General features: G+C 59.9%; 24 protein-coding genes and 1 tRNA gene. 8 read left to right on the top strand and 17 right to left on the bottom strand.

Features of this window, described 5'->3' with window-relative positions; translation table 11 throughout:
• Window positions 1-2: 2 nt before the first annotated feature.
• The 6 genes from polA to EKM88_RS02805 all read right to left on the bottom strand — a co-directional run bounded on the left by polA (window position 3) and on the right by EKM88_RS02805 (window position 8,516).
• Window positions 3-2,639 (bottom strand): DNA polymerase I, encoded by a 2,637-nt coding sequence (gene polA / locus EKM88_RS02830; protein WP_125702905.1) that lies wholly within the window; start codon window positions 2,637-2,639, stop codon window positions 3-5.
• Window positions 2,640-2,787: 148 nt separating this feature from the next.
• Window positions 2,788-3,498, bottom strand: coding sequence for a Bax inhibitor-1/YccA family protein (locus tag EKM88_RS02825; RefSeq protein WP_125702903.1), 711 nt, complete (start codon window positions 3,496-3,498; stop codon window positions 2,788-2,790).
• A gap of 58 nt (window positions 3,499-3,556) precedes the next feature.
• Complete coding sequence (murC, locus tag EKM88_RS02820) at window positions 3,557-4,882, bottom strand: UDP-N-acetylmuramate--L-alanine ligase (RefSeq protein WP_125702901.1); 1,326 nt, start codon at window positions 4,880-4,882, stop codon at window positions 3,557-3,559.
• 17 nt (window positions 4,883-4,899) lie between these two features.
• On the bottom strand, window positions 4,900-7,332 hold the full coding sequence (locus EKM88_RS02815; RefSeq protein WP_125702898.1) for a DNA translocase FtsK: 2,433 nt from the start codon (window positions 7,330-7,332) through the stop codon (window positions 4,900-4,902).
• Window positions 7,333-7,483: 151 nt separating this feature from the next.
• A complete protein-coding gene (gene ytpR / locus EKM88_RS02810; RefSeq protein WP_125702896.1) occupies window positions 7,484-8,125 on the bottom strand; it encodes a YtpR family tRNA-binding protein in 642 nt (213 codons plus the stop codon).
• A gap of 70 nt (window positions 8,126-8,195) precedes the next feature.
• Window positions 8,196-8,516 carry a thioredoxin family protein gene (locus tag EKM88_RS02805; protein WP_125702894.1) on the bottom strand — a complete coding sequence of 107 codons (321 nt, stop codon included), beginning with the start codon at window positions 8,514-8,516 and terminating at the stop codon, window positions 8,196-8,198.
• Between the two features lie 121 nt (window positions 8,517-8,637).
• Between EKM88_RS02805 and EKM88_RS02800 the strand changes: the two genes are divergently transcribed.
• Window positions 8,638-8,943 carry a hypothetical protein gene (locus EKM88_RS02800; protein ID WP_125702892.1) on the top strand — a complete coding sequence of 102 codons (306 nt, stop codon included), beginning with the start codon at window positions 8,638-8,640 and terminating at the stop codon, window positions 8,941-8,943.
• Here EKM88_RS02800 and trmB read toward each other — a convergent pair.
• The 4 genes from trmB to EKM88_RS02780 form a co-directional block, all read right to left on the bottom strand.
• The gene (gene trmB, locus EKM88_RS02795; protein ID WP_125702890.1) at window positions 8,940-9,578 is read right to left on the bottom strand and encodes a tRNA (guanosine(46)-N7)-methyltransferase TrmB; all 639 of its coding nucleotides are present in this window, start codon (window positions 9,576-9,578) and stop codon (window positions 8,940-8,942) included. The two genes, EKM88_RS02800 and trmB, sit on opposite strands and share 4 nt — an antisense overlap.
• Before the next feature lie 63 nt (window positions 9,579-9,641).
• Window positions 9,642-10,421 carry a phosphotransferase family protein gene (locus EKM88_RS02790; protein WP_125702888.1) on the bottom strand — a complete coding sequence of 260 codons (780 nt, stop codon included), beginning with the start codon at window positions 10,419-10,421 and terminating at the stop codon, window positions 9,642-9,644.
• Between the two features lie 142 nt (window positions 10,422-10,563).
• A complete protein-coding gene (locus tag EKM88_RS02785) occupies window positions 10,564-11,769 on the bottom strand; it encodes an ABC transporter permease (protein ID WP_125702886.1) in 1,206 nt (401 codons plus the stop codon).
• Entirely contained in the window at window positions 11,762-12,499 is a 738-nt protein-coding gene (locus tag EKM88_RS02780; RefSeq protein ID WP_125702884.1) for an ABC transporter ATP-binding protein, read from the bottom strand. The genes EKM88_RS02785 and EKM88_RS02780 overlap by 8 nt, the downstream gene beginning before the upstream one ends.
• A gap of 85 nt (window positions 12,500-12,584) precedes the next feature.
• Here EKM88_RS02780 and EKM88_RS02775 point away from each other — a divergent pair, with 85 nt between their 5' ends.
• The 3 genes from EKM88_RS02775 to EKM88_RS02765 all read left to right on the top strand — a co-directional run bounded on the left by EKM88_RS02775 (window position 12,585) and on the right by EKM88_RS02765 (window position 14,372).
• Entirely contained in the window at window positions 12,585-13,013 is a 429-nt protein-coding gene (locus tag EKM88_RS02775; RefSeq protein WP_125702882.1) for an HIT family protein, read from the top strand.
• A gap of 1 nt (window position 13,014) precedes the next feature.
• Window positions 13,015-13,371, top strand: a complete 357-nt coding sequence (locus tag EKM88_RS02770) for a YtxH domain-containing protein (protein ID WP_125702880.1) — start codon at window positions 13,015-13,017, stop codon at window positions 13,369-13,371.
• Window positions 13,372-13,460: 89 nt separating this feature from the next.
• The gene (locus EKM88_RS02765) at window positions 13,461-14,372 is read left to right on the top strand and encodes a peptidylprolyl isomerase (protein WP_125702878.1); all 912 of its coding nucleotides are present in this window, start codon (window positions 13,461-13,463) and stop codon (window positions 14,370-14,372) included.
• A gap of 104 nt (window positions 14,373-14,476) precedes the next feature.
• Here EKM88_RS02765 and EKM88_RS02760 read toward each other — a convergent pair whose 3' ends face one another.
• From EKM88_RS02760 to EKM88_RS02750, 3 genes are all read right to left on the bottom strand, one after another.
• Window positions 14,477-15,445 (bottom strand): 3'-5' exoribonuclease YhaM family protein, encoded by a 969-nt coding sequence (locus EKM88_RS02760; RefSeq protein ID WP_125702876.1) that lies wholly within the window; start codon window positions 15,443-15,445, stop codon window positions 14,477-14,479.
• Window positions 15,446-15,562: 117 nt separating this feature from the next.
• On the bottom strand, window positions 15,563-15,907 hold the full coding sequence (locus tag EKM88_RS02755) for a YlbF family regulator (protein ID WP_125702874.1): 345 nt from the start codon (window positions 15,905-15,907) through the stop codon (window positions 15,563-15,565).
• A gap of 26 nt (window positions 15,908-15,933) precedes the next feature.
• Window positions 15,934-18,006, bottom strand: coding sequence for a PBP1A family penicillin-binding protein (locus EKM88_RS02750; protein WP_404819956.1), 2,073 nt, complete (start codon window positions 18,004-18,006; stop codon window positions 15,934-15,936).
• A gap of 114 nt (window positions 18,007-18,120) precedes the next feature.
• Between EKM88_RS02750 and EKM88_RS02745 the strand changes: the two genes are divergently transcribed.
• Window positions 18,121-18,954, top strand: coding sequence for an RluA family pseudouridine synthase (locus EKM88_RS02745; RefSeq protein ID WP_125702872.1), 834 nt, complete (start codon window positions 18,121-18,123; stop codon window positions 18,952-18,954).
• A gap of 79 nt (window positions 18,955-19,033) precedes the next feature.
• On the opposite strand, the gene EKM88_RS02740 is transcribed toward EKM88_RS02745, so the two are convergent.
• The 3 genes from EKM88_RS02740 to EKM88_RS02730 all read right to left on the bottom strand — a co-directional run bounded on the left by EKM88_RS02740 (window position 19,034) and on the right by EKM88_RS02730 (window position 21,546).
• On the bottom strand, window positions 19,034-19,489 hold the full coding sequence (locus EKM88_RS02740; protein ID WP_125702870.1) for an arginine repressor: 456 nt from the start codon (window positions 19,487-19,489) through the stop codon (window positions 19,034-19,036).
• Window positions 19,490-19,534: 45 nt separating this feature from the next.
• Window positions 19,535-21,217, bottom strand: coding sequence for an arginine--tRNA ligase (argS, locus tag EKM88_RS02735; protein WP_125702868.1), 1,683 nt, complete (start codon window positions 21,215-21,217; stop codon window positions 19,535-19,537).
• A 258-nt stretch (window positions 21,218-21,475) separates the two neighbouring features.
• A tRNA-Gly gene (locus EKM88_RS02730) sits at window positions 21,476-21,546 on the bottom strand.
• Window positions 21,547-21,710: 164 nt separating this feature from the next.
• Here EKM88_RS02730 and EKM88_RS02725 point away from each other — a divergent pair.
• The 3 genes from EKM88_RS02725 (at window position 21,711) to EKM88_RS02720 (ending at window position 23,334) form a co-directional block, all read left to right on the top strand.
• Window positions 21,711-22,100 (top strand): hypothetical protein, encoded by a 390-nt coding sequence (locus EKM88_RS02725; protein WP_125702866.1) that lies wholly within the window; start codon window positions 21,711-21,713, stop codon window positions 22,098-22,100.
• Window positions 22,097-22,270, top strand: a complete 174-nt coding sequence (locus EKM88_RS13215; protein ID WP_164511977.1) for a hypothetical protein — start codon at window positions 22,097-22,099, stop codon at window positions 22,268-22,270. Before EKM88_RS02725 ends, EKM88_RS13215 begins: the two co-directional genes overlap by 4 nt.
• Window positions 22,271-22,395: 125 nt before the next feature.
• A complete protein-coding gene (locus tag EKM88_RS02720; protein ID WP_125702864.1) occupies window positions 22,396-23,334 on the top strand; it encodes a dihydroorotate oxidase in 939 nt (312 codons plus the stop codon).
• A gap of 59 nt (window positions 23,335-23,393) precedes the next feature.
• On the opposite strand, the gene sdaAA is transcribed toward EKM88_RS02720, so the two are convergent.
• A complete protein-coding gene (gene sdaAA, locus EKM88_RS02715) occupies window positions 23,394-24,263 on the bottom strand; it encodes an L-serine ammonia-lyase, iron-sulfur-dependent, subunit alpha (RefSeq protein ID WP_125702862.1) in 870 nt (289 codons plus the stop codon).
• Window positions 24,264-24,267: the final 4 nt, after the last annotated feature.

The raw sequence follows: 24,267 nt of genomic DNA, 5'->3' as shown, positions 1-24,267 counted from the left end.
CCTTACTTTGCATCAAACCAGGTCGGGCCAAAGTGGCTTTCGACCTTCAGTGGGACATCCAGCGACACGGCCGAGTCCATCACCTGCGGCACCAGTGTCGCCAGCTGCGGCATTTCGGCTTCTGGCCCTTCAAAGATCAGCTCATCGTGCACCTGCAGGAGCATACGCGACTGTAAGTGATGCGCATCAAGCATCGCCTGCATCCGCACCATCGCGACCTTGATGATGTCCGCAGCGCTCCCTTGGATCGGCGTGTTCATCGCGGTGCGCTCAGCAAACTGGCGCAAGTTGAAGTTGCGCGAGTGGATCTGGCTGAGGTAGCGCCGCCGGTGGAACAGTGTCTCAACGAAGCCCTGTTCGCGCGCCAGGGTCACCATTTTGGCCATGTAATCACGCACCTGGGGGTACTGCTCAAAGTAGCCGTCGATAAAGGTCTTAGCCTGCTTGCGCGTGATGCCGATGTTCTTGGCCAAGCCAAAGTCGCTGATGCCGTACACGATCCCAAAGTTCACCGCCTTCGCCTGCCGCCGCATGTCCGGCGTCACATCCGCCGCGCGGTTGAGGCCGAAGATCTTCATCGCGGTGTTAGCGTGGATGTCGCGATCCTCTTTGAACGCTTCTTGCATCGCGGCATCCCCGGAAATATGAGCCAAGACCCGCAGCTCGATCTGCGAATAGTCGCTGGAAAAGATCTGCCAGCCCGGATGTGATGGCACGAAGGCCTGGCGCACCTGCTTTCCGTCGCCGCGCGCCGGGATGTTTTGCATGTTCGGGTCAACCGAGGACAGCCGCCCGGTTTGGGTCAGGGTCTGCAGGTAGCGCGTGTGGATCTTGTTGTCCGGCTGTACCGCCTTGATCAGGCCGGCCACATAGGTCGACTGAAGCTTGGCCACCGTGCGGTAGTCCAGAATGTCCTGAACGATCGGATTGGCATCGGTCAGCTGCTCCAACACGTCCACGCTGGTCGAGTAACCCGTCTTGGTTTTCTTGACGACCGGCAGCTGAAGCTTGTCAAACAGCACCTCGCCCAGCTGCTTCGGGGAGTTCAGGTTGAATTTCAGCCCCGCCGAACCGTAGATTTTCTCCTCCAGCACATGCATCGTGGTGGTCCACTCCGCGCCCATCGCCAAGAGCTTCGGCTGATCCAGCGTGATACCGGCGATTTCCATGCGCGCCAACACCTTAGCCAGCGGCAGCTCCAGCTCCGTGAACAGTTCCGTTTCCTTTTGGGCCGCCAGGTCTTCGGTCAGGTGCGGCCGCAGCTGACGGATCGCCTGCGCCTTTTGGGCAAAATGATTGAACAGCACCGGCTCATCCGGCACCTTGAGCTTGGCCCCCTTGCCGTAAACATCCACGTCAAACGGCAGCACGTAATCGTGATCCTGCGCGATCTGGCCGAAGTCATTGCTGTTTTGGTCCGGGTTCAGCAGGTAGGACGCCAGCAGCACATCAAAGTCGATCTGCGGCAGCGAGACACCGAGGCGGTTGGCCGCCACCAGGTTGCGCTTGGCGTCAAACACGCTCAGCGCGTGCGCCTTGAGGTACGCCTGCACCGCCGGCAGCGTCAGGAGCGTCACATCGCTGGACACGAAGGTCTCATTCGCCGTCCCGATGAAAAAGCCGATCATCTCCGCCGTGTGATAATTGTCCGTCAGCATTTCCAGCTCAAAGGTCACCGGGTCGCTGGTCGCCGGCAACTGGTCCAGCGTCTTGTCGCTCAACACGACATAGTGCAGCTGTTCGGTATCCTTCGGCGTCGCGCTCGGCAGCTTGGCCAGCGCCTGGCGCATGTCAAGCCGCGTGTAAAAGGCGCGCAGTCCTTCAATATCTGGCCCGGTGTAGGCAAGGTCGGCCAGGCCAATGGCGATCGGCGCATCTTGGTGGATCGTGGCCAGCGTCTGACTCAAAAAGGCGTTGGCGCGATCGTTGATCAGGTTCTCCTTCATCTTGCTGGCCTTGAGCCCGTCAACGTGCGCGTATAAGTTATCCAACGTCCCGTACTCGGTCACCAACTTCAGCGCGGTTTTTTCGCCGACCTTCGTGACCCCGGGATAGTTGTCGGAGGTGTCCCCCATCAGCGCCTTCACGTCGATCAGCTGACGCGGGGTGATGCCCAGCTTCTCCTGCATGTGCGCCGGCGTGAAGGCCTCAAGCTCGGCCACCCCTTTTTTGGTCACCTGCACCGTCACCGTATCGGTAGCCAGCTGGGTCAAGTCGCGGTCACCGGTCACGATGGTGGTCACCAGCCCCGCGGCCTCCGCCTCCTTGGCCAACGTGCCGATGATGTCATCGGCTTCGTAGTCCTGAAGGGCGTAGTGGGCCATGCCGTGCAGGGTGATCATTTCGTGGATCAGGGGCAGCTGCTCCAGCAGTTCGGCCGGCGCGTTGTCACGGTTCCCCTTGTAGTCGGCAAACAGCTGCGTGCGAAAAGTGCCGCCGCTTTTATCGAAGGCCACCAAGATCCGGTCGGGCTTCACCGCATCGACCAGATTATCCAGCATATTATTGAACGCGAACACGGCATTGGTGTGGATGCCTTCGCTGTTCGTGAAGCGGTCAAGCTGGTTGTACAGCGCGTAAAACGCCCGAAATGCGATCGAGCTGCCGTCGATCAGCAGTAATTTTTCTTTGGCCATGATGTCCCTCCAGATTGAATTCTGCCTTCATTGTACCATGCCATCCAGGCCAAGAAACCGCCGGTGGTGAATCCTCCGGCCGAAGCGAACCGCCGCTTGGCTTTGTCGCATCAAAAAAGCCCAAGCACGCGGCTTGGGCAAACGCATTCGGTCAGTTGCGGTCGGAACCGCCAAAGATCTGAACGATGGCTAAGAACAGGTTCAAAAAGTCGAGGTAAAGCCGCAGCGCCCCTTGCACCGCCAGGGCATTCAGCGAGTAGCTCGCCTGCCCGGACGCGTCAGCGGTCAGGTACATCCGCTTGAGGGCCTGATTGTCCCATGCCGTCAGGATGATGAAGATCACCAGGATCGCGTAGGACATCAGCAGCTGCATGCCACTGGAGTGCAGGAGAAACAGGTTGACCAGCGTCATCAAGATGACGCCCCAGATCGCTGTGTACGCGATGGCCCCTGCGCGGCTCAGGTCCTGCTTCGTCGTCCGACCCACCACAGACATCGTGATGAACACGACCGCGGTGGTGAACAGCGCCGCCGTCAGGTTGCCGATCGGGTAGATCAGAAACAGCGAGGCGTACGTGAACCCGAAGGAGGCGGTGATCATCAGGTAAATGATCGACGCATAGCCCGCGTTGGTGCGCGCCTTTTTGTTGTTGATCACAAAGGATAGGATCAGTGGCAAAAGCGTCATCGCGTAGAACACGATGTTGTTTTGCCGGATGAATGCGGTGTACTGGGCGGCAAAAACATTCCCCAGCAGGTAGCTGATCAGGCCCGTGACGCCGATGCCCAGCCCCACCTGGGCGTACACGCGGTTAAAAAAATCCGCTAAGCCAGTTTCATTGACAACACGACGTTCTTCCATCGTATCAGTCCTCTCTTTTTAAGTTGATAAGGTGATTATACCAGCTTTTGTTGATTTGTCAGTTGGACTTTAGGCTGATATCTGACAGCAGGTGCTCAAAGGCCACCTCGTACTGCTGAATATCGCCGGCCCCCATGAAGACAAATACGGCGTCTTGATAATCCAACAGCGGCGACATGTCGGCCAGCTCGATCACGTGGCCGCCCTTGGCCACCTTGGCCGCCAGATCGGCGGCAGAGACGCTCCCAGACTGCTCCCGTGCGGAGCTGAAAATCGGCGTGATGTACACGGCGTCCGCAGCGTTCAACGTCGTGGCGAACTCGTCCAGGTACGCGATCGTCCGCGAGAACGTATGCGGCTGGAAAACCGCCACGATCTGCTTAGTCGGGTACTTCTGACGGGCGGCATCCAGCGTCGCCTTGATCTCGCTTGGGTGGTGCGCGTAGTCATCAATAATGACCGCGTTGTTCATCTGCTTTTCGGAGAAGCGGCGCTTAACGCCTTGGAAGCTGGCCAGTTCACGCGCGGTGAATTCGGGATCCAGCCCTTCGGTGTACGCCACGGCCACTACGGCCAGCGCATTCAGCACACTGTGTTCCCCGAATAACGGCACATGGAAGTGGCCGATCAAGGTGTCCTTGTGGAACGCGTCGAAGCTGGACCCGGTGGTGGTGCGGCTGATGTTTTTGGCCACGAAGTCATCGCGGTCGGCGGTGCCATAATAGTACACCGGCACCGTCACGTCGAGCTTGCGCAGCCACGGGTCATCGCCCCAAGCGAAAATTGCTTTTTTGACCTGCTTGCCTTCCGCCTCAAAGGCCGAGTACACGTCCTCGATGCCGGTGTAGTAATCCGGGTGGTCGAAGTCGATGTTGGTCATGATGAGGTAGTCTGGTGCATACGCCAGGAAGTGCCGCCGGTACTCGTCGGCTTCAAACACGAAGAACTGCGAGTCAGGCGTCCCCTTGCCGGTGCCGTCCCCGATCAGGTACGAGGTCTTGGCGATGCCGCCCAGCGTGTGCGCGAGCAGGCCGGTGGTGCTGGTCTTGCCGTGCGCCCCAGCCACCCCGATGCTGGTGTACTGGCCCAGCAGTTGCCCGAGGTACTCGTGGTAGCGGTAAAACGGCAGACCGAGCGCCTTGGCCGCCTGCACTTCGGGATGGTCATCAGTGAAGGAATTCCCGCAGATGATCGTGTACCCTGGCTTAATGTTGGCCGCGTCAAACGGCAGCATCTCGATGCCCGCAGCGGCCAGGCCACGCTGAGTGAAGGTGTATTGCGTGATGTCAGACCCCAGCACGGTGTGCCCGAGGTCGTGCAGGATCAGCGCCAGCGCACTCATGCCGGAGCCTTTGATGCCGATGAAATAGTCAGTTTCTGTCATGTGTTCATGCTTCTTTCTTAGTACGCGCGAGGGTCGCGCGAGTCTTTGGGGGTGGGCAGGTCTTCTTTGTTGAAGTACACGTCGCGGGGCTTGGAGCCGTTGGCCGGGGAGATATAGTGCCGCATCTCCAGGTCATCGATCAGGTTCGCCGCGCGGTTGTACCCGATGGAAAACACGCGCTGAAGCTTGCTGGTGGAGACGTTTTTCTCGCCGGCGATGTACGTCAGCACGTCTGGAAACAGGTCGTCTTGCGCCTCGATGGCATCGGCCTTGGCCACCAGCTTATCCGGCTGGAACAAGTACTGCGGGGCGCGTTCGCCGCGAACGAACGCGACGATTGCGTCGATCTCGCGGTCCACGAACGTGCCTTGCAGGCGCAGGGGCTGGCTCGCCCCGTTGCCGAGGTACAGCATGTCCCCTTTGCCCAGCAGGCGCTCGGCCCCATTATGATCGATGATGGTGCGCGAATCAACCTGACTGGCCACCATGAAGGCCACCCGCGTCGGAATGTTGTTCTTGATGGTGCCGGTGATCACGTCCACGGACGGGCGCTGAGTGGCCACGATCAAGTGGATCCCGGCGGCGCGCGCTTTGGCGGTGATGCGGGCGATGTAATCCTGCACCTCACTGGCTGCCACCATCATCAGATCTGCCAGCTCGTCGATGATGATCACGATGTGCGGCATCACGAGGCCATAATCCCCGTGCGCCCGCGCCGACTCATTAAACTGGTCAATGCTGCGCACGCCGCCTGCGGCCATGCGCGTGTACCGCTTTTCCATTTCGTCCACGGCCCACTTCAGCGCGGCACTAGCCGCCTTGGGGTCAGACACCACCGGTGACACCAGATGGGGCAGGTCATTGTACACGGCCAGCTCAACCGCCTTGGGATCGATCAGCAGCAGCCGCACTTCCGCCGGGGTGGCCTTGTACAACAGCGAGGTCAACAGCGAGTTGATGAACACTGACTTCCCCGACCCCGTTGCGCCGGCGATCAGGCCGTGCGGCATCTTGTCAAGGGTGGTGACCACCGGCTGGCCGAATAAGTCGACCCCCAGCGCCACTGTCAGCGGCGACTTGGCGACCTTGAACTGCGGCGAGTTCAGCACCTCTTTGAGCATCACCGGCCGCGGATGCGGATTGGGGATCTCGATCCCAACAGTCGACTTACCCGGGATCGGCGCCTCGATGCGAATGTCCTTGGCCGCCAACGCGCGCTTCAGGTCATCCGTCAGGTTGGTGATCTTGTTGACGCGCACCCCAGCGTCCAAAGCAATCTGAAACTGCGTGACCGTGGGTCCGATCGTATGCGCCACGGTGTGCGCCCCCACGTGGAAGGCCAATAGCGTAGCGTCCAGCTTCTCCGTCTGGCTTTGCACCCAGGTCACCTGCGACGCGTCATCGATCACCACCGGGTCGCTCAACAGCGAAAGCGGCGGAAACTGGTACGCGGCCGGCGCGACGGTGGCACCCGGTTCCGCAAGGGGCGCCGAGGCCACCGGGGCCGGCGCACTCGGCTGGGTGGCGGCCGGTGCGGTGTGCTTCGCCGCCTTCTTAGCCTTCAAAAAGGCGCGCACGGTATCTCGCACCGCGTACGGGTTCGGCAACTTGCTTGGCCGCCCCCCTGGCACACGCTGGGCCTGCGCCGCGCGCGCCTCTGCGCGTAACTGCGGCTCAGCCGGCAGTGGCGTCGCCGTGTCAATCAGCTCAGACACCGTCGCGGGAACGGTCGGCGCTGGTGCTGGGTCACTTGATGCCGCCGGTACGGTGTCAGCCGCGGTGGCTTCAACGACCGGGGCTTCCGGCCGCACGTCACGCGCATTAACGGCATCGGCTTCATCCGGGACAGCAACTGCCGGCGCCGGCGCGGCGGCTGATGCCGCACTGGCCGGTTCCGTCACTGACGCATCGGCTGGCGTGGCCACTACGGCATGTACTGGCTCTTCCCCCGGCTCATCGGCCCGTGTGTCCCCTGCCGCATCGCGTTGTGCAACGGCCGGAACAGTTACCGGTGCACTGGCCTTCACATCAGCCGGCGCAGACAGTGACCCACGGCTTACGTCATTGATGGGCGCCTCGGCCGAGTCAAGCTGTGACTCAGGCGCCAACTTCGCCACGTCCCCACGCGACGTTTCATCGATCGCCCAGGGGGTCTCATCCGCCGCATCGCTCAGCAAATACAAGTCGGCCGCAGTCGGCTGCATCGTGGCCATAATTGCGGCGTAGTCCACCGCTTGCTTGGCCTGATGCCGGCGCGCGCGTGGCACGGCAATGAGTGCCGCCAGTGGGTCGACCGAATGCTGGCCCACCGCGGTCAGCGGCAGCTCCCGTGCCGGCGCTGGCTCAGCCGGCGTGGCCGGACGCCGCCGTGGGGTCCGCGGTGGCAGATCGTAACTTGGCTTCGACTGGGCCGGTTCCCGATTAAATGCCGGGCCATCATAGTGCGGCATATCATCAACTCCTTATTCACTCCGATGCACGCCGCCACACAACCAGCGCCGCACACCACTAATGGGACTATTTTACCATACGTCGCGGGGGTTCCCGCGTGCACGCACGAAAAAACCGCCGATCTTCACGATCGACGGTTTGCCGCTCAGGCTAAGCAGTCTGCGCCGCCACAACGGCAGTGGCCACCGCAAGGTCAAACGGCGTCCCAGCCGCTAACTCGTCTGGCATGATCAAGATCCCACGGGCCTGTGGTGCGCCAGGAATGGCCAGCTCCCGCGCCGCACACAGCATCCCATCGGATTCGACCCCGCGCAGTGCCCCAGCCCAGATGATCTTGCCATCTGGCATCATCGCCCCTGGCAAGGCCGCCACCACGGTTTGCCCCAGTGCGGCGTTGGGTGCCCCGCAGACGATCTGGGCCTGCGTGGCCCCCAAGTCGACTTGCGTCACGTGGAGGTGATCGGAATCCGGATGGTCCGCGATCGCGACGATTTTGCCAATCACAATGCGCGGCGTGGCTTCGTCAACCAGCTGACCGGCCAGACCGCTCGCCGAGATCGCCGCGTTGAGGGTCGCCACTTGGGCGGCGGTCAGCGTGACCTGCCCCTGCCCGCTAATGGCACCGAGCCACTGGCTCACATTGAAAAAATTGAAGCCGATCGCGGTGTCGGTCGCATCATAGATGCCAACGATATCGCCTGCTTGGCGGCTGGATTGGCTGGGGGTATCCGGCCCCATGACCGCGACAAGGGTGTCGCCCCAAGCGGCCGGGTTGTAGCTGGTGATCAACATGTTTAAATTCCTCCTCAAAAATGGCCGCACGTGGCGGCCAGGTTGTTACAGTGGCCAAGGCCACCGTGGGTTAAGCTGGCAACTCGTTGATGAAGGCTTCGACTTCAGCCTTCGTCTTCCGGTCGCCGTTCACAAAACGGCCGATTTCCTGGCCGTCTGCCAGAGCGATGAAGCTCGGGATGCCCATGACCCCTTTGTCTTGCGCGATTTCAATATTATCATCGCGGTCCACGTAGATGAAGTCGTAGTCTGGGTAGGCGGCTTCAATGGCGGGCATTGCCGGCTTGATGAAGGTGCAGTCCGGGCACCAATCAGCGGAGAAAAACAGCATCTTCTTACCGGGCGCGTTGGCCGCAGCGAGAATTTTTTCGTTCGAATCAAATTTTTGCATGCGTGACATCCTTTCGCTTACATATTATAAGTGTAGCATACACGGTTTTCGGCCGTTTGACAATGCAGTCAGTTTAGCTTTCGCGTATACTGAATGCAAGAAGAGAAAGAAGGGTCTCGATATGACGAAAAAAGCGCCCATCATCCTTGCCGCCGCAACCACCGCGGCGGTCGTCACGCTCATCGCAACGCACGCCCAAGGCTACTACTGGCACCACATCTTGCCGAATCGCCTGTTCAAGCAGATGCGCCGGCAACTGGCCGATGAGGCCAACGTCACCGGCGGCTGGATCAACATGCAACCCGACGCGGGGTGGCAGGACGATCGCCTGATCGCCGCCTACCGTGGTGGCATTACGACCACCACCAACACGTTCCGCTTCACGGTCAGCGAAACCGGCGCCCTCATCGACTTGACGCGCGACTAGAAGCGCGCCACCAGCTCGTAGATGCGGCCGCCCTTGGCGCTGAACTTGTGCTCGTACTCGGTTTCCACATTGCCCACGACCCGGTCGTCGTGATGTAAGTCGAGGGCCACGAGGTCAAACTGCATGCCAAAGTTGTTCATGCTGACCAAGGAGAACTCGAACAGGCCTTGGTTGTCGGTTTTGAACTGAAGCACGCCGTCTTTGGCCATGATCGCCTGGTACTGCGCCAGAAAGTGCTTGTACGTTAGGCGCCGCTTCTCGTGGCGCGTTTTGGGCCACGGGTCGGAAAAGTTCAAAAACACGCCGGCCACTTCACCCGGGGCAAAGTAATCCGTCAGGTCCGCCCCATCCCCCAACACGAGCTGCAGGTTCGGTAACTGCAACTCAACCTGCTTGCGCAAAATGTAGGCGATCGCGACATCCTGAATTTCCAAAGCGATGAAGTTCTGGTCCGGATGGGCCTGCGCCATCTCTGTGATGAACTTGCCCTTCCCGGAGCCGACCTCGAGAAACAAGGGACGGGCCTGGTCGAACTTAGTCTGCCAGCGGCCGGTCATCCCGACCGGGCGCACGGAAATGTACTCTGGGTGCGCAGCGATCAGGGGCGCCGCCCAGGATTTGTTACGTAATCGCATAAAGTCTCCTTATCGGGCCATGACGCCCTGAAAGGGCCGGGACAGGAATGTCTCGGCCCTTTTTTAGTCTTTGGGGTTCACCAGGCGATCTAGCTGCAAAAGCGCCCGGTTCATTTCGGTATAGTGTTGCTTCTCGTAGTTCTGCTTGATTTCGTTGAGCAGGTGGAGCTGGCCGTACCACTCGATGCGCGCCAAAAGCCCTGGCGTCAGCGTCGCGCCGTACGCCGCCAGCCACTGGCCCCACTCCCCGCGCGGCACATAGTTGATCAGCACCACACTGAGGTCAAAAGCAACATCACCCAGGCTCGCCTGATCCCAGTCCACGAGGTAGAGCTTGTTGGCGTCTGACAGCAGCCAGTTTTTGTGGTTCAAATCGCCGTGACAGACCCGCAACGTTGCCGGTGGCTGTGGCAAGGTCCGCAACGTCTGCGACACCGCCGCCACCAGCGGATGGTCGCGCAGTGCCTTGGGCAGATCGACCACGTATTGATCGCGCAACTGGGCCGGCGTTTGGCCGACCCCGCCCACTTTCTGAAGCATGCGCTTCAAAAGCGTCGAGCGGTGGACCTTGGCCAACAGCGTGGCGACCATCGTTGAGTTCATCTGCTCCCGTGTCAGTGTGCGGCCGTTCAGCCACTCCTGCGCCGTGAGCACATCACCGGTTGAAATGCGTTTGGTCCAGATCAGCTTCGGCGTGATGCCCTCAACTGATAATGCCGCCAAAAATGGGGACGCATTTCGTTTTAAAAAGAATTTCTCGTGGGCGTACACGCCCATAAATGCCCCGCCGGTCGTCCCGCCCACAGGCGATAGTGACCAGCCGGGATCTAAATCAAAATCCATTGGCTGTCTCCTTGAATTAAGTGCCGCAGGACTGGCCAAGCTTCGGCTCAGATTGCGTCTGATCGGTTCGCGAACCGATCCGTTCGATACCTCTTCAATCTTACTTGGCGAGCAGCCCAGCGTCAAGGCGCAAACAGTGGTTCTATGCCGGCCGCGCGAGTCGGTTGGGGAAGTACCACTGGGCCAAGCCCACTGCCGCCACGCCACCGGCCACCAGCACGACGCCGGCGGCCAGCCAGTGGCCACGCATCAGCGGGCCAAGCGCTAACACGCCAGCCAACAGGAGCAACACCCCCCGCGCAAGCTGCGTGAAAGCGTGCGTGCGCTGCGCATCAGGCAGCGGGTAAAGGTGGGTAAACACCACCTCCTGATAGGCCAACGCCAGCGGTAACAGCTGAAAGCCCACCAAGTAAACGAACAGAAGCGCCAATAGGGCCACCAGCCACACGGGCTCGACCAGCGCCAACACCACCGCCCCAATGAGCGCCAGCCGAACCGTCAGCCCTAAGAATTCGGTGCGGCGCAGAAAACCCCGCAAGAACAGGTAGGCCCACGTGTTGGCCGGCGTGCGCGCCACCAGTGGCAAGAACACGTCGAGCCACTTGCGGCGCCGCACACCACCGCCAAGGCCCGGGACATCGGTGAACAGGTTGTAGAAGCGGTATAAGCGCCCCATCCGCTTGTCCTCTGCTGCCACCAGCCCCAACCAATCCAGGGTGGCCGGGGCAAAGTGGTTCCCCACCGTCCAGCGTAGCGCGAGATTCAGGGCCACGGCCCCAAGCATCGCAATGGCCGGATGCCACCACAAACCGGCGGTCAAAAGCACAAAGGCCAAGCCCATCAGCAGGCCGCGCCTGCCCCAGCGCGGCAGGAACGCGCGGTAATGCGCCAGCAGCTGCAGCCACAGATCCGCATCTTTGAAGGCCCAAAGCGCCAGCACCAGCGTGAGCGTCCCGGACCAGGCGGCGATGTGAAGCACCACCAGCAGTGGCATCACGGCCAGCGCCGCCATCCCCAACACCGCGCCTGGCAGCAGCAGACTATAGCGCCGCGCCCGGAGTAAGAACTGCCCAAACGGGGCCGTCTGCGGGAGCAAGAAGGTGGCATCGGCCGGCTCAACCAACGCGGCCAGCTGCCCCAAGCTGAGGCTGGCGGTCAACCCTGCGGCCACGGCGGGGCGCAGCCACCACTGTGGGGTCAGCTGCTGGATCAGCTGGCTGTACCCGTACAGCAACGCCCCCGCCAAAATAATCAGCGCCAGGACAAAATGGTCGTTGAACACCAACTGTAGGTACTTGAACTGCGCCTTTTGGTGGCGGCGCAGGCGCGTTGTCCAGAGCTTACGCATGAGTCGCCTCTTTCGTCATGACGAGATACAAGTCGTCCAGGCTGGCCTCGGGCAGGCCGAACTGCGCGCGCAGGCTGGCGACATCCCCGGTCGCGCGGACCTGGCCATCCTTGAGCAGGACAAACGTGTCGGCGTACTGCTCAGCCGTCGCCAGAATGTGTGTGGACATCAAAACGGCGCCACCGGCCGCCCGGCGCGCGGTCACCAGATCCAGCAGGTCGTGCACGGCCAACGGATCCAAGCCCGTGAATGGCTCGTCGATGATGGTGAGCGGCGCTTCCGTCATGAAGGCGGCGACGATCATGACCTTTTGCTTCATCCCCTTGGAGAAGTTCGCGGGGAACCAGTCCAGCTTGTTGGCGAGGCGGAAGCGGTCGAGCATCGCGGTCGCCTTGGGCCATGTCGCCGCTTGATCCAAGCCGTACGCCATCATCGTCAGCTCAAGGTGCTCCTTGAGCGTCAGCTCTTGGTACAGCACCGGCGTCTCTGGGACATAAGCGATCGCCTGCCGGTAGCCGTCCGGGTCGGTTGCCAGCGTCTTGTCGTCAATCGCAATGGTCCCGCTTTGCGGTGCTAACAGCCCGATAATGTGCTTGATGGTCGTCGACTTCCCGGCCCCATTCAGGCCGATCAGCCCCACGATGGCCCCATCCGGCACCGTGAAGCTGAGGTTTTTAAGGACCGGCAGGCTACCGTAGCCCCCGGTCACATCGGTCAAGCGAAGTGTCATTGTTCTGCCTGCTTTCATCTGTGCTTTCGATTAAGAATATGATAGCATGAAACCAAACCAAATCCGCACGGAAAGAGGAATCAACATGACAGATTGCATTTTTTGTAAGATCATCGCGGGCGACATTCCAAGCGTCAAAGTGTACGAAGACGATGCGGTACTCGCCTTCCTCGACATCAGTCAGGCCACTAAGGGCCACACGCTACTGGTCCCAAAGCAGCACGTGGCCGACCTGTTCGCCTACGACGCCGACTTGGCGGCAACGGTCTTCAGCCGCCTGCCCAAGATCGCCCGGGCCATTCAAGCCAGCGACCCCGCCATTCAGGGGTTGAACGTGTTGAATAACAACGGCGAAGTCGCCTACCAAAGTGTCTTCCACTCGCACATCCACCTGATCCCGCGCTACGGGACCGACGATGACTTCAGCATCCACTTCGGCGACCACAGCGCCACCGTCACCCCTGAGACCCTCGAAACCACCGCAGCCGCCATTCGTGCAAAGGTGGTGGACTAAGATGAAATTTTCAACCGGTTTTTGGCTCGGCGTCGTGTGCGGCACCGGCTACGCCCTTTTCACCACCAAGCGCACCGGCGCCGACCGGCAGCAGGCCATTGCGCATTACGTGGATGATGTGACCGGGGCCACGCAATCCGTTCAGCAGTCCGTGCGCCGGCTGGGCAATGCCGTCACCGACCTGCAACGGGAGCTCAAGGACACCCTCGCCCCCAACGTCAAAGACATCACGGACGCCGTCACCGACTTTGAGTTCCAGACCCAGGCGCACACCGATGCCCTGTCAGAACACCTCGAAACCATTAGCGCCGCAGCGGATCAGATGGCCGCAGACGCCCCGATTGACCCTGCAAACTAAATTTGAAGCTTCTGTGAAGAAGGCCACGTTCTACGGCCGATGTGGTATAGTAAAAGGCGTGCAAAATAAACTCAATAGGATGTGTCATAATGAAAAAATGGATCGCAGGCTTAGCTGGCTTACTGCTCGTGGCGACCTTAGCAGGTTGTTCCAGCGGTAGCGAGACTGTTGCCAACATGAAGGGCACCAAGATCACGAAGGACGAGTACTACGAAGCGATGAAGACTTCCAGCAACGGTGGGGAAGCAACCCTTCGGAACCTGATCGTGGAAAAGGCCTTAGAGCAGCAGTACGGCGACAAGGTCTCCGATAAGAAGGTCAACGCGCAGTACAACAAGGTCAAGAAGTCCTATGAAGCCAGCGGCACCGATTTTGCCAGTGCCCTGTCACAAAGCGGCTTGACCGAGAAGTCCTTCAAGGAGCAGATCAAGACTTCCCTGCTTTCCGAAGTGGCCCTGAAGGCGCTTAAGAAGCCAACCCAAAAGCAGTTGGACGCGCAGTGGAAGAAGTACGAGCCAAAGATCACGGTTCAGCACATCTTGGTGGCCAAGAAGGAAACGGCTGAAGACCTGATCACGCAACTTCAAGCGGACAACACCGAAAAGAAGTTCAACGAACTGGCCAAGAAGAACTCTACCGATACCGGCACCGCAAGTGCTGGGGGGAAGCTGACCGCCTTTGACAACACCGACACGCAGCTGGATTCCACGTTCAAGGCTGCGGCATTCAAGCTGAAGCAAGGCGAAATCACCACCAGTCCAGTCAAGACCGACTACGGTTACCACATCATCCGCGCCATCAAGGTCCCAGCCAAGGGCACTGAAGCGTCCCACAAGAAGGACCTGACCGCCCAGCTTTACACGACCTGGCAGAGTGATGAAACCGTCATGACCAGCGTCATCAAGAAAGTGCTCCAAAAAGCGAGCGTCTCCATCAAGGATAGCGATCTGAAGGACGTCCTGTCCGTCTACCTGGGCTCCTCCTCTAGCTCTTCCAAGTAAGCCCAGGCTTTGCCTGAACACGCCAGCGCATGTCGCGCCGGCGTGTTTTTTTGGCTTCGCTCAAGCAAAAACGCCTGACAGTCACCTGCCAGGCGTTCGTTGCCTTAGTGTGGGTCCGGATAGGTCTGGCCGTTTTGCGGCCGGTAAAAGCGCCGGTTGTCCATGCCGAACAGCCGCTCTGAGAAGGTGCCAGGGTCCACGTGCTGATAGGCCGTGGTCATCATGTTGATGCTGGCATCTAGCTCGTCGAGGTCGTGCAGGATCTGGGCCTCCAGCAGCTGCGGGCGCACTGGACTGCCGTATTCCAGCAACCCGTGGTGCGCCAAGATCATGTGGCGCAGCATGATCATATCTTCGCCGTGGGCATCGATCTTCAGCTGATCGGCGGCCTCGACGATGGCCTCATCGACTAGGACGATGTGACCGATCAGGTTGCCTTCCACGGTGTACTCAGTGGACACCGGCCCGGTCAGCTCAATGGTTTTACCTAAATCGTGCAGAATTGCCCCCGCGTACAGTAGGGACTTGTTGACGCTGCTGTACTGTGCGGCCACGGCCTTGGCCAACCGCAGGATGCTGAGCGTATGAAAGGCCAGTCCACCGGTGAACGCGTGGTGGTTCGACTTGGCCGCCGGGTACGTCAAAAACGCCTGCTTGTGGTCGGCGAGCAGCTTGCGGACCACGCGGTTCCAGTTCGCATTGGTGATCTCGAAGATGAAGTTGTTCAGCTCCTCTCCCATGTCCGCACCGGATTCTGGGGCGTGTTCCACGAAGTTCGCCGGGTCATTGCCCTCCTCCTGCGTGGCGAGGCGCACGTTGTAGATCTTGATCTGTGGGTTGCCTTGGTACAGCTCGCGCTTCCCACTCAGCATCACGACTTCTCCCGCCTTGAACTGCATGATGTCATCCTCGGTGGCATCCCAAAACTTCGCGGTGATGTGCCCGGACGGATCCTGAAACGTAAACGCAATGAACTTCTTGTTGGCTTTCGTGAGGCGCACCTCGGCTGACTTGATCAACACTGCCAGCTTCACGTCAGCCCCATTGGGGTAATCAAAGAGTTTTTTTGCCATATCGTCACCTTTTCTCGCTTTTTGCTACGTTCATTCTACCAGTTCCCCCACCGCGCAACAAACGGGGGCCCACAGAAAAAAGCCCAGTGCACAGAGACGCACACCGGGCTTGCTCGCTTATTTATCTTGATACAGCTCAACGATCGGCTGGGAGATCGCTTTGTTCAGGTCATCCATCAGAATGGAAAGCGACTGTTCGCGCGCCATCAGATCCTGGATCGGCTGAATGTTTTGCATCTTGTCGCCCAAGTCTTGCAGTGGTTGAACGTCAGCCTGCGTGACTTCTTGGCCTTGCATCTGCTTTTGCTGCAATTCCATCTGCTTGTCCTGGAACTGCTTGAACAGGGCGTATGCCACAGCATCGAGCTTCAGCATGTCGTAAGCCTTCTTCAGATCCTGGTACTGCTGGCTTTGACGCAAGTCCTCAGCCAGTTGGTTCGCGGTATCATATACGTTTGCCATGAGGGGCCTCCTAATTTTTCGACCGGTCAGTTGAACCAGCCCGTGATGTCATTATACCATTGTCCAAGCGTATCCTTGGCCTTATCCAGCGCATTTTGCGCGCCGCTTTGGAAATTCGCCCAGATGTCGCCGCTATCGGTGGTCGGGGTCTGAAGGGCGGCGCGCGCCTTGGCGTCCTTGGTGCTAAAGGTGGTTTGCGCCGTGTATGGCAGCATGTTGGTCATCTCCGATTTGAACAGCGCGCTGGCACTGCTCCCCGGCTTCAGGTAGTGATCCTTGTCAGAGTTGGCAAACCCCGTCCAGGTCGCGACCACAATGTCTGGTGTGTAGCCCACCACCCAGCTGTCATGCGTGCCGGTCCCCCAGGCGCTGGGGATCTCCACCGTGCCGGTTTTCCCGGCAACGGTGTAGTTGCTTGGCTTTGCAGCGCGCCCGGTACCATCGTTGAACACCCCGATCAGCATGCTGGTCATTTCCTTGGCCGTGGTCTTGGCGATGATGCGCTTAGCCTTGGGTTTGGTGTTGTCCACAACGGTTTGGCCGCTGGCATCCACGATCTTGCGGATGAAGTGTGTCGTCGGCAGCGTCCCGCCGTTCGCATACGCCGAGTAGGCACGCGCCAGGGTCAGTGGGGAAAACCCGGTGCTGACCCCACCCAGTACGGAGGACAGCTGGTGCGCGTCCTTGCCCGTCAGCGTGATGCCAAACTTGTTGAGCTCGGTCACCCCTTTGTCGATGCCGATCTGGTTCATCAACCAAACCGCCGGTGCGTTGAGCGAATCCGCCAGCGCCTGATACATGGGCACGGACCCCAGGTACACGCCTTCCACGTTGGCCGGTGTGTAGTTGTCCTTGCCGTAGCTCAACTGCTTATCTGTCAAGGTGCTGTCGTAGCTGTAGCCGTTCTCAAGCGCAGTGGTGTACACCATCATCGGCTTGAGCGTGGAGCCCGGTGAGCGCTGCAGCTGGGTCGCGTAGTTGAACCCGAGGTAGACATGCGGCCCGCGGGAGCCGACAACGGCGAGCACGCCGCCGGTCGCCGGGTCAACCGCAATCGATGACGCCTGCGCCTGAGTGCCATCCGCCGCGTTGGCCGGGAACACCCATGTGTTGTTGAAGCTACTTTGCATCTGCGTCTGGTAGGTGGTGTTCAGGGTCGTGTAGATGCGGTAGCCCTTGTTGACCAGCGTGTCAGCATCAATGCCGTAACGGTTGCTGGCCTCAGAGATGACGGCGTCAAAGAAGTACGGGTACTTCTGCGCCCCGTAATCGCTGTACGTGTTCTTGAGCGTCAGTGTGGTGGCCTTTGCAGCGGCCGCGTCCGCCTTGGTCAGCTTCCCGTTAGCCACCATCAAGTCCATGACTAGGTTGCGGCGGGAGATGGCATTGTCCATGTGGTCGATCGGATTGTAGAAACTGGGACTGCGCAGCATTGCGGCCAGCGTGGCTCCTTCGCTGACGGACAGGGCGGCCGCATCTTTACCAAAGTAGCGCCGCGATGCATCCTGAACGCCCCACACCCCGTTGCCGAAGTACGCGTTGTTCAGGTACATCGCCAAAATGTCCTGCTTAGAGTACACTTTAGTCAGCTGCACGGCCAAGAACAGTTCCTGCCCCTTGCGCAAAAACGTCTGCTTCTGCGACAGCAGTGTGTTTTTCGCCAGCTGCTGCGTGATGGTGCTCCCGCCGCCTGTGATTGCCCCGCGGTGAATCACTAAGCCTGCCAAGGCGCGCAGGATCCCCTTGATATCAAACCCGAGGTTGGTGTAGAAGCTACGATCCTCTGTCGAGATCACCGCATTTTGAACGTTCACGGAGATATCCTTGAGGTCGACGTAGGTGCCTTTTTGCCCATACAGCACCCCGGCCGTCTGATCGTCTTGGTCGTACACGGTCGACTTGGTCTGCAGGCTACTCTTGATGTCTTGAACATCCGCGGTTTTGGCCTTATACGTGAACCAGCTTGACAGCCCCAAGACGAGCAGCAGGCTCAGTAGAAGCGCCCAGCGAATCAGTTGAAACCGGCGGAATACCCACGCGATCGCCCGACCCGCTTTGGCAAGGGCCGGCCGAATGGTGGCCCAAAGTTGCTTAAACAAACGGCGGTCCTCCTTCAAATCATTACGCTCATTCTACCATAACCGCCAATTCGCGCCGTCCGCCTGGCGGCCGATTTTTACGCAAAAACAAGATAACGGTCATAAGGAGTCTCCATGTCAACCTTCACCCTCACCGCGACCGCCCCGGCGGCCGCTTCAGTGCGTACCCTGCTCACCCAGTGGCGCGTGCCCAAAAAATGGCGCCATGTCCTGCGCACCACCAAGCTTGTCCGCATCAACGGGCAGTATCGCAACTTCAACGAGCCGGTGACTGCTGGCGAAATCGTGACCCTGCAGTTGACGGTGCCGGCGCCCGAGGCCTACCGCCCAGACGCCGGCCCGCTGACCATCTGCTATGAAGACGCGCAGCTCCTGATCGTTGCCAAACCGATCGGGATGAAGCCGCACCCCAACCAACCGGGCGAAACCGGCACGCTGATGAACCGGGTGGCCGCCTACCTCGCGCCGGCGCCGGCATTCATCACCCACCGCTTGGACATGGCCACCAGCGGCCTGACCCTGATCGCCAAGGACCCACTGACCCAAGCCATCTTGAATCAACAGCTCGGTGACAAAACCATGGCCCGCACCTACACCGCCTTGGTGCCTGCTGGCATTCCCAATGCTGGGACCATCACCGGGCCCATCGGCCGCGACCCGGCGGACAAGCGCAAGCGCATGGTGCGCCCGGACGGCGCCCCTGCGGTCACGCATTACACCGTGATCGCCCGCACCGACACCACCGCGCGGGTGCGCCTGACGCTTGAAACGGGCCGGACCCACCAGCTGCGCGTGCACCTGGCGAGCATCGGCTTCCCCATTCTGGGTGACCCGCTGTATGCGCCGGCATGGCCGGCCCCGCGCCTGATGTTGCACGCCAGCGCGCTCACGCTCTTGCGCCCACTGACCGCCACGCGTCTGACGATCACCTCCCCTGTGCCGTTTTGAGCGGGGGCCGATGACAATCTTGCATCATCACAAAAAATCGCCCGGCCAGCTCTCGTTGAGTTGGTCGGGCGATTTCATGTTAGTCCGTAAACGCGCGCTGGTACTGCGCGTTGAACCAGATGGCGCTGTCAACATCCGGGCTAATGACGACAATAGTGTCGTGCCCGGCCACGGTCCCCACCACCTGGGGAAACTTGATTTCATCGAGAATGGCCGCCAACAGGTTGCCATTCGAGGGTAGCGTCTTGATCACGTTGAGGAACTCAACGCGGGTGATGGATAGCCCCACCTCGCGCACCGAGTTGGCGAGCCGTTCAAGCTGCGACTCCGAGTCGCCGCGAAACAGCGTGTACCGCACGCTGCCCGTGGCATCCTGAGCTTTGACGATCCGCATTTCGCGAATGTCGCGCGAGATCGTCGCCTGCGTCGCATCGATGCCGGCGCGTTTGAGCTCGCTGAGCAGCTCCTCTTGCGTGCCGATCGGTTTTTGATTGATGATCCGTGCCAGCGCACTTTGGCGTTCAGTCTTGTTCATGACGGCTCCACCCCACTCAAGCAAGTTTGTGATAACTTGATTATACTACATCTCTGTCGGTGCGCCGACCCCCAGAAGGGCAAGCGCGCTCGTCAGCACGTCGGTGGTGGCCTGAACCATTGCCAAGCGGGCCGGCAGCTCGGCGTCATCGACCAGCACCTTGGTGTTGGCGTAGTACTTGTTGAAGGCCTTGGCAAGGCGCAGCGCGTACTTAGCCACGATCGATGGCTCATATGCCTTGGCCGCCCGCGCAACGATCGCCGGGTAATCCCCCAGCGTCTTAAGCACGTCCCAGGCGCTCGGATCGGTCAGGGCCACTTCGGCAGCCGGCTGGGTAGTCGTTTTACTTAAAATGCTGTTCGCCCGCGCGTTCGTGTACTGGACGTAAGGCCCAGTTTCCCCTTCAAAACGCACGACTTCTTCTAGGTTGAAATCAAAGGAATCCAGCCGCTCGTTTTTCAGGTCGTGGAAAACCACGGCGCCCACGCCCACGTCATGCGCCACCTGATCGGCATTCGCCAGATCTGGGTGCTTGGCCGCGATCTGTTCCTTGGCCAGCGTGATGGCATCATTCAGCACGCGCTCCAGCAAGATGATGTTGCCCTTACGCGTCGAGAGTTTCTTGCCACCTGAGGTGATGAGGCCAAACGGAATGTGGTGGATGTCATCTGCCCAATCGTAACCCATTTCCTTGATGACGGCCTTGAGCTGATCGAAGTGTTCGCGCTGCTCGTTGCCGACCACGTACAGCGACTGCACAAAGTCGTACGCGTTGTGCCGGTAAAAGGCTGCAGCGAGGTCGCGCGTCATGTACAGCGTGGCCCCGTCGGACTTCTTGATCAGTGCCGGGTTCAAGTCGTACTTGGCCAGATCGACGATTTCCGCCCCTTGGCTCTCGTGCAGCAGGTGCTTGGCCTCAAGTTCCGCCACAACGCCGCTCATCTTGTCGTTGTAAAACGCCTCGCCGTTGAAGGAGTCAAACGACACCCCAAGCATCTCATAGATGCGGGTGAATTCCTTCAGCGACTCTTCGCGGAACCAGGCCCACAGCTGGTGCACCTCAGGGTCGCCATCCTCAAGCTGCTTGAACACGGCGCGCGCTTCATCGTCCAAGCTTGGATCCTTTTCGGCTTCCTCGTGGAACTGCACGTAATACTGCACGAGGTAGTGGATCGGGTCCTTCTTGACGTCTTCCTCAGACCCCCACTTGCGGTACGCCACGATCAGCTTGCCGAACTGGGTGCCCCAGTCGCCCAAGTGATTGATCTTGATCGGGGAATACCCCACCTTGGCCAGGATATTGGCCAACGCGTTCCCGATCACGGTTGATCGCAGGTGCCCCATGCTCATCGGCTTGGCAATGTTCGGGCTCGACATGTCGATCGGCACGTTGCCATGGCCCAGTTGCTGGTCGCCATAGTGTGCCGGGTCCGCTGCGATCGTGGTCAACACGCTGTGGGCGTAGCTGACCTTATCGAGAAAGAAGTTCACATAGCCGCCCACGGCCTGCACGTCTTGAAACGGGGTCGCGTCAATTTTGGCCACTAAGTCGGCGGCAATCATCTTCGGCGCCTTGTGGTAAACCTTGGCCAGCGCAAAGGTCGGGAATGCGTAGTCCCCCAAGTCTGATGTTTTCGGGGTTTCAATGGCCTGCGTAATCGTGGCCACGTCGAGGTCCGCCCCTAAGGCCGCGTGTAGCGCAGCCACCACTTGCTGTTTGAATGTCATCGTCATGTCCTCCTTTTTGATTGCGAAAAAAACTCGTCTCTTTCACTGAATCCTGAAAGAGACGAGTCACCCCGCGGTACCACTCTTGTTGACAAATTGTCCACTCGATATTCAACTGTGCCTCCAAAGCGCGCCACCCGCCCGGCGAACCGCTCGCACTGACCGCGGTCTCACTGCACCCCAAGGCAGGGTTTCCTCTTTGTCATCGGCAGTCCTTGATGGTAACAAAAAACTGGCGCTCACGCACCAGTTCCATCAAGCGGTTGACGAGAATCGAACTCGCGACGCCAGCTTGGGAAGCTGGAGTTTTACCACTAAACTACAACCGCAACAACAGGAATTATTATATCGAGGATCACGCCAGATTGCAAGACCTCCACCGCGAAAAGTCCAAAAAGTTGGTCATAGGCCAATGATTAAAATAAGGTAAATAAGTTGCTCGCAATTTTAACCGTGTTATAATAATAAAGAGACACGAAAGGATGCGATGATGATGCCCAAAACAACCCGCCGTTACTACTTCGCGGCCCGTAACGAAAAAACGCCGCATGGCTACACGATCAGCTTTGTCAACATCCCCCACGCACAGGCCGTGGGCGTGATCTACGAAGAAACCGTCTACTACTCTTACCGCGTCTTGGCGGACTTTCTCGCCCACCTGCCGGCAGATGAGGCGGCTTTAACGGCCTACACGCTGACCCAGCTGCCAGCCAGCGAAGAACCCAATGTGTTCTACTCCCTTGTCAGTGTCACACCAGACTTTAACCCGCACAAAATGACCACGGACTTCACCCTGCCACAGGCCCCACCCGCCGAGATCCGGCGGCGCGCGGCTCAGTTGGCCGGCTTGATCGCCCCGGCCAGTCACCGGATCGCCCAATGAGCCGCATCACGCTCACCGTTTTTCTGGTGGCCGGTTTGATCTTCCTCATCAGCCTACCCGTGTGGCTGGTTGTGATGATTGTGAACCGCTCCCCGCGGTGGCCGCGCCGCATCACCCTGGCGGCCGCCGGTTTGGCCATTGCGGCCCTGGTACTTAACGCCTATCTCTAACCGCCCACCGTGACGGTTTTTGGTGTGCGCCGCAGCGGCGGGTGCGTGCACCGAGACTGGTCAAGTCACCCATTTTGTGGTTAAATTAGGCCTGACACACAGGACAATTCAAAGGAGTGGCAATTTTGGTCAATTTACGGACAACAATCGGCCCCTACACGTTTGACAATCCGCTGATGAACGCCAGCGGGGTCCACTGTATGACAGCAGCTGAGCTGGATGAAGTGGCCGCAAGCGTCGCCGGCACCCTCGTCACCAAGAGCGGCACCCCCGCGGCCCGCGACGGCAACCCGGCCCCGCGCTACGCCGCCCTCACACTTGGCAGTATCAACTCCATGGGGCTGCCGAACAAAGGCTTCGCGTACTACTTGGACTACGCGATCAAGTTCCAGCAAACCCACCCGACCCAACCGATTTTCCTCTCCATCGCTGGCACCGGCCCGGCGGACTACGCCGAGATGGCTAAAACCATTCAGGCCAGCGACTTCACCGGCCTGACCGAGTTCAACCTGAGCTGCCCGAACGTGCCGGGCAAACCGCAGATCGCTTACGACTTAGAGACCACGGAACAGATCCTCGATGACCTGTTCAAGGTTTTCAAGAAGCCAGCCGGCATCAAGCTCCCGCCATTCTTCGACCTGGCCCAGTTTGACGCAATGGCGGCGTTGCTGAACCGCTACCCGCTGACTTTCATCAACTCGATCAATAGTCTTGGCAACGGCCTGATGATCGACACCGCCACCGACACCGCGCTGATCCGGCCAAAAGGCGGCTTCGGGGGCATCGGCGGCGCATACGCCAAGCCGATCGCCTTAGCCAACGTGCGTGCGTTCCGGCAACGCCTGCGGCCAGACATCGCCATCATCGGCACCGGTGGGGTCACGACCGGCCGCGATGTGTACGAGCTGATCCTCTGTGGGGCAAGCCTTGTCTCACTGGGAACCGTGCTTCAGGAGGAAGGCATCCCCGCCTTTGCCCGCCTGACCTCGGAACTCGAAGCTGAAATGACGGCCAAGGGTTACGCCACACTTGATGAATTCAAGGGCCAACTGAAGACGCTTTAATCCAACCACGCAAAAAGTGCGCTTTGATCAAGCCGATCGAAGCGCACTTTTTGCGTGGGTCACGCCTGGCCAAAGACCTGCTCGCGCAGCTTCAGCCCAGTCGGTGTGGTCGCCAGGCCGCCTTCCGCCGTTTCCTTGAAGATCGTCGGCATCGCCTGCCCCACGCGATCCATGGCCTGGATCACCTCGTCTGGTGGAATCACGGTGCGCACCCCGGCTAGCGCCATGTCTGCACTGGTCAGGGCCTGCGCCGCCCCCATCGCGTTGCGTTTGATGCACGGGATCTCAACCAAGCCTGCCACCGGATCACAGATAAGGCCCATTAGGTTTGCCAACGTGATGGCCACCGCCTGCGCCGCCATGTCGGCCGTGCCGCCCTTAGCGCAAACAAGCGCTGCGGCAGCCATCGCGCTGGCGGAACCGACCTCAGCCTGACAGCCCCCTTCTGCGCCAGCGATCCCCGCATTGTTGGCAATGACCAGCCCGAACGCACCCGCCGTGAACAAAAAGTCAACCTGCTGCGCCCGCGTCAGCCCGAGCTGTTCGCGCACTGCCATCAAGCAGCCGGCCACCACACCGGCACTGCCGGCGGTGGGGGTGGCACAGATCAGGCCCATTTTAGCGTTGACCTCGTTGACCGCCACCGCATTGCGCACGGCGGTCAGGGCCGTTGTTCCCAGGTAGCTATCGCCCGCTGTCAGGTACGCATCTAAGCGCTTGGCGTCACCACCGGTCAGGCCGGTGACAGACTTCACGCCTTGAACGCCCTGCGCAATGGACTCGGCCATGACGTCGAGGTTGTGGCCCATGATCGCACGAATCTGGTCCGGCGTGCGCCCAGACTGCTCGGCCTCAACGGCCACCATGAAGGCCGCAACGGACGGATACGCCGCGCTTTGGGCCACTAATGCCGCAATTGTGTTAAACATGGTC

This window comes from Lacticaseibacillus daqingensis, from assembly GCF_003946115.1.
GTDB classification, from domain to species: domain Bacteria; phylum Bacillota; class Bacilli; order Lactobacillales; family Lactobacillaceae; genus Lacticaseibacillus; species Lacticaseibacillus daqingensis.
The sequence above is the reverse complement of the archived record's forward strand: the minus strand, read 5'-3'. Positions and strand labels throughout refer to the sequence as shown.

Excerpts from the sequence above, each read along its gene's own strand:
- EKM88_RS02825 (WP_125702903.1), bottom strand. The coding sequence starts at position 3,498 with ATGGAAGAACGTCGTGTTGTCAATGAAACTGGCTTAGCGGATTTTTTT.
- murC (WP_125702901.1), bottom strand. The coding sequence starts at position 4,882 with ATGACAGAAACTGACTATTTCATCGGCATCAAAGGCTCCGGCATGAGT.
- EKM88_RS02815 (WP_125702898.1), bottom strand. The coding sequence starts at position 7,332 with ATGCCGCACTATGATGGCCCGGCATTTAATCGGGAACCGGCCCAGTCG.
- ytpR (WP_125702896.1), bottom strand. The coding sequence starts at position 8,125 with ATGTTGATCACCAGCTACAACCCGGCCGCTTGGGGCGACACCCTTGTC.
- EKM88_RS02805 (WP_125702894.1), bottom strand. The coding sequence starts at position 8,516 with ATGCAAAAATTTGATTCGAACGAAAAAATTCTCGCTGCGGCCAACGCG.
- EKM88_RS02800 (WP_125702892.1), top strand. The coding sequence starts at position 8,638 with ATGACGAAAAAAGCGCCCATCATCCTTGCCGCCGCAACCACCGCGGCG.
- trmB (WP_125702890.1), bottom strand. The coding sequence starts at position 9,578 with ATGCGATTACGTAACAAATCCTGGGCGGCGCCCCTGATCGCTGCGCAC.
- EKM88_RS02790 (WP_125702888.1), bottom strand. The coding sequence starts at position 10,421 with ATGGATTTTGATTTAGATCCCGGCTGGTCACTATCGCCTGTGGGCGGG.
- EKM88_RS02785 (WP_125702886.1), bottom strand. The coding sequence starts at position 11,769 with ATGCGTAAGCTCTGGACAACGCGCCTGCGCCGCCACCAAAAGGCGCAG.
- EKM88_RS02780 (WP_125702884.1), bottom strand. The coding sequence starts at position 12,499 with ATGACACTTCGCTTGACCGATGTGACCGGGGGCTACGGTAGCCTGCCG.
- EKM88_RS02775 (WP_125702882.1), top strand. The coding sequence starts at position 12,585 with ATGACAGATTGCATTTTTTGTAAGATCATCGCGGGCGACATTCCAAGC.
- EKM88_RS02770 (WP_125702880.1), top strand. The coding sequence starts at position 13,015 with ATGAAATTTTCAACCGGTTTTTGGCTCGGCGTCGTGTGCGGCACCGGC.
- EKM88_RS02765 (WP_125702878.1), top strand. The coding sequence starts at position 13,461 with ATGAAAAAATGGATCGCAGGCTTAGCTGGCTTACTGCTCGTGGCGACC.
- EKM88_RS02760 (WP_125702876.1), bottom strand. The coding sequence starts at position 15,445 with ATGGCAAAAAAACTCTTTGATTACCCCAATGGGGCTGACGTGAAGCTG.
- EKM88_RS02755 (WP_125702874.1), bottom strand. The coding sequence starts at position 15,907 with ATGGCAAACGTATATGATACCGCGAACCAACTGGCTGAGGACTTGCGT.
- EKM88_RS02745 (WP_125702872.1), top strand. The coding sequence starts at position 18,121 with ATGTCAACCTTCACCCTCACCGCGACCGCCCCGGCGGCCGCTTCAGTG.
- EKM88_RS02740 (WP_125702870.1), bottom strand. The coding sequence starts at position 19,489 with ATGAACAAGACTGAACGCCAAAGTGCGCTGGCACGGATCATCAATCAA.
- argS (WP_125702868.1), bottom strand. The coding sequence starts at position 21,217 with ATGACATTCAAACAGCAAGTGGTGGCTGCGCTACACGCGGCCTTAGGG.
- EKM88_RS02725 (WP_125702866.1), top strand. The coding sequence starts at position 21,711 with ATGCCCAAAACAACCCGCCGTTACTACTTCGCGGCCCGTAACGAAAAA.
- EKM88_RS13215 (WP_164511977.1), top strand. The coding sequence starts at position 22,097 with ATGAGCCGCATCACGCTCACCGTTTTTCTGGTGGCCGGTTTGATCTTC.
- sdaAA (WP_125702862.1), bottom strand. The coding sequence starts at position 24,263 with ATGTTTAACACAATTGCGGCATTAGTGGCCCAAAGCGCGGCGTATCCG.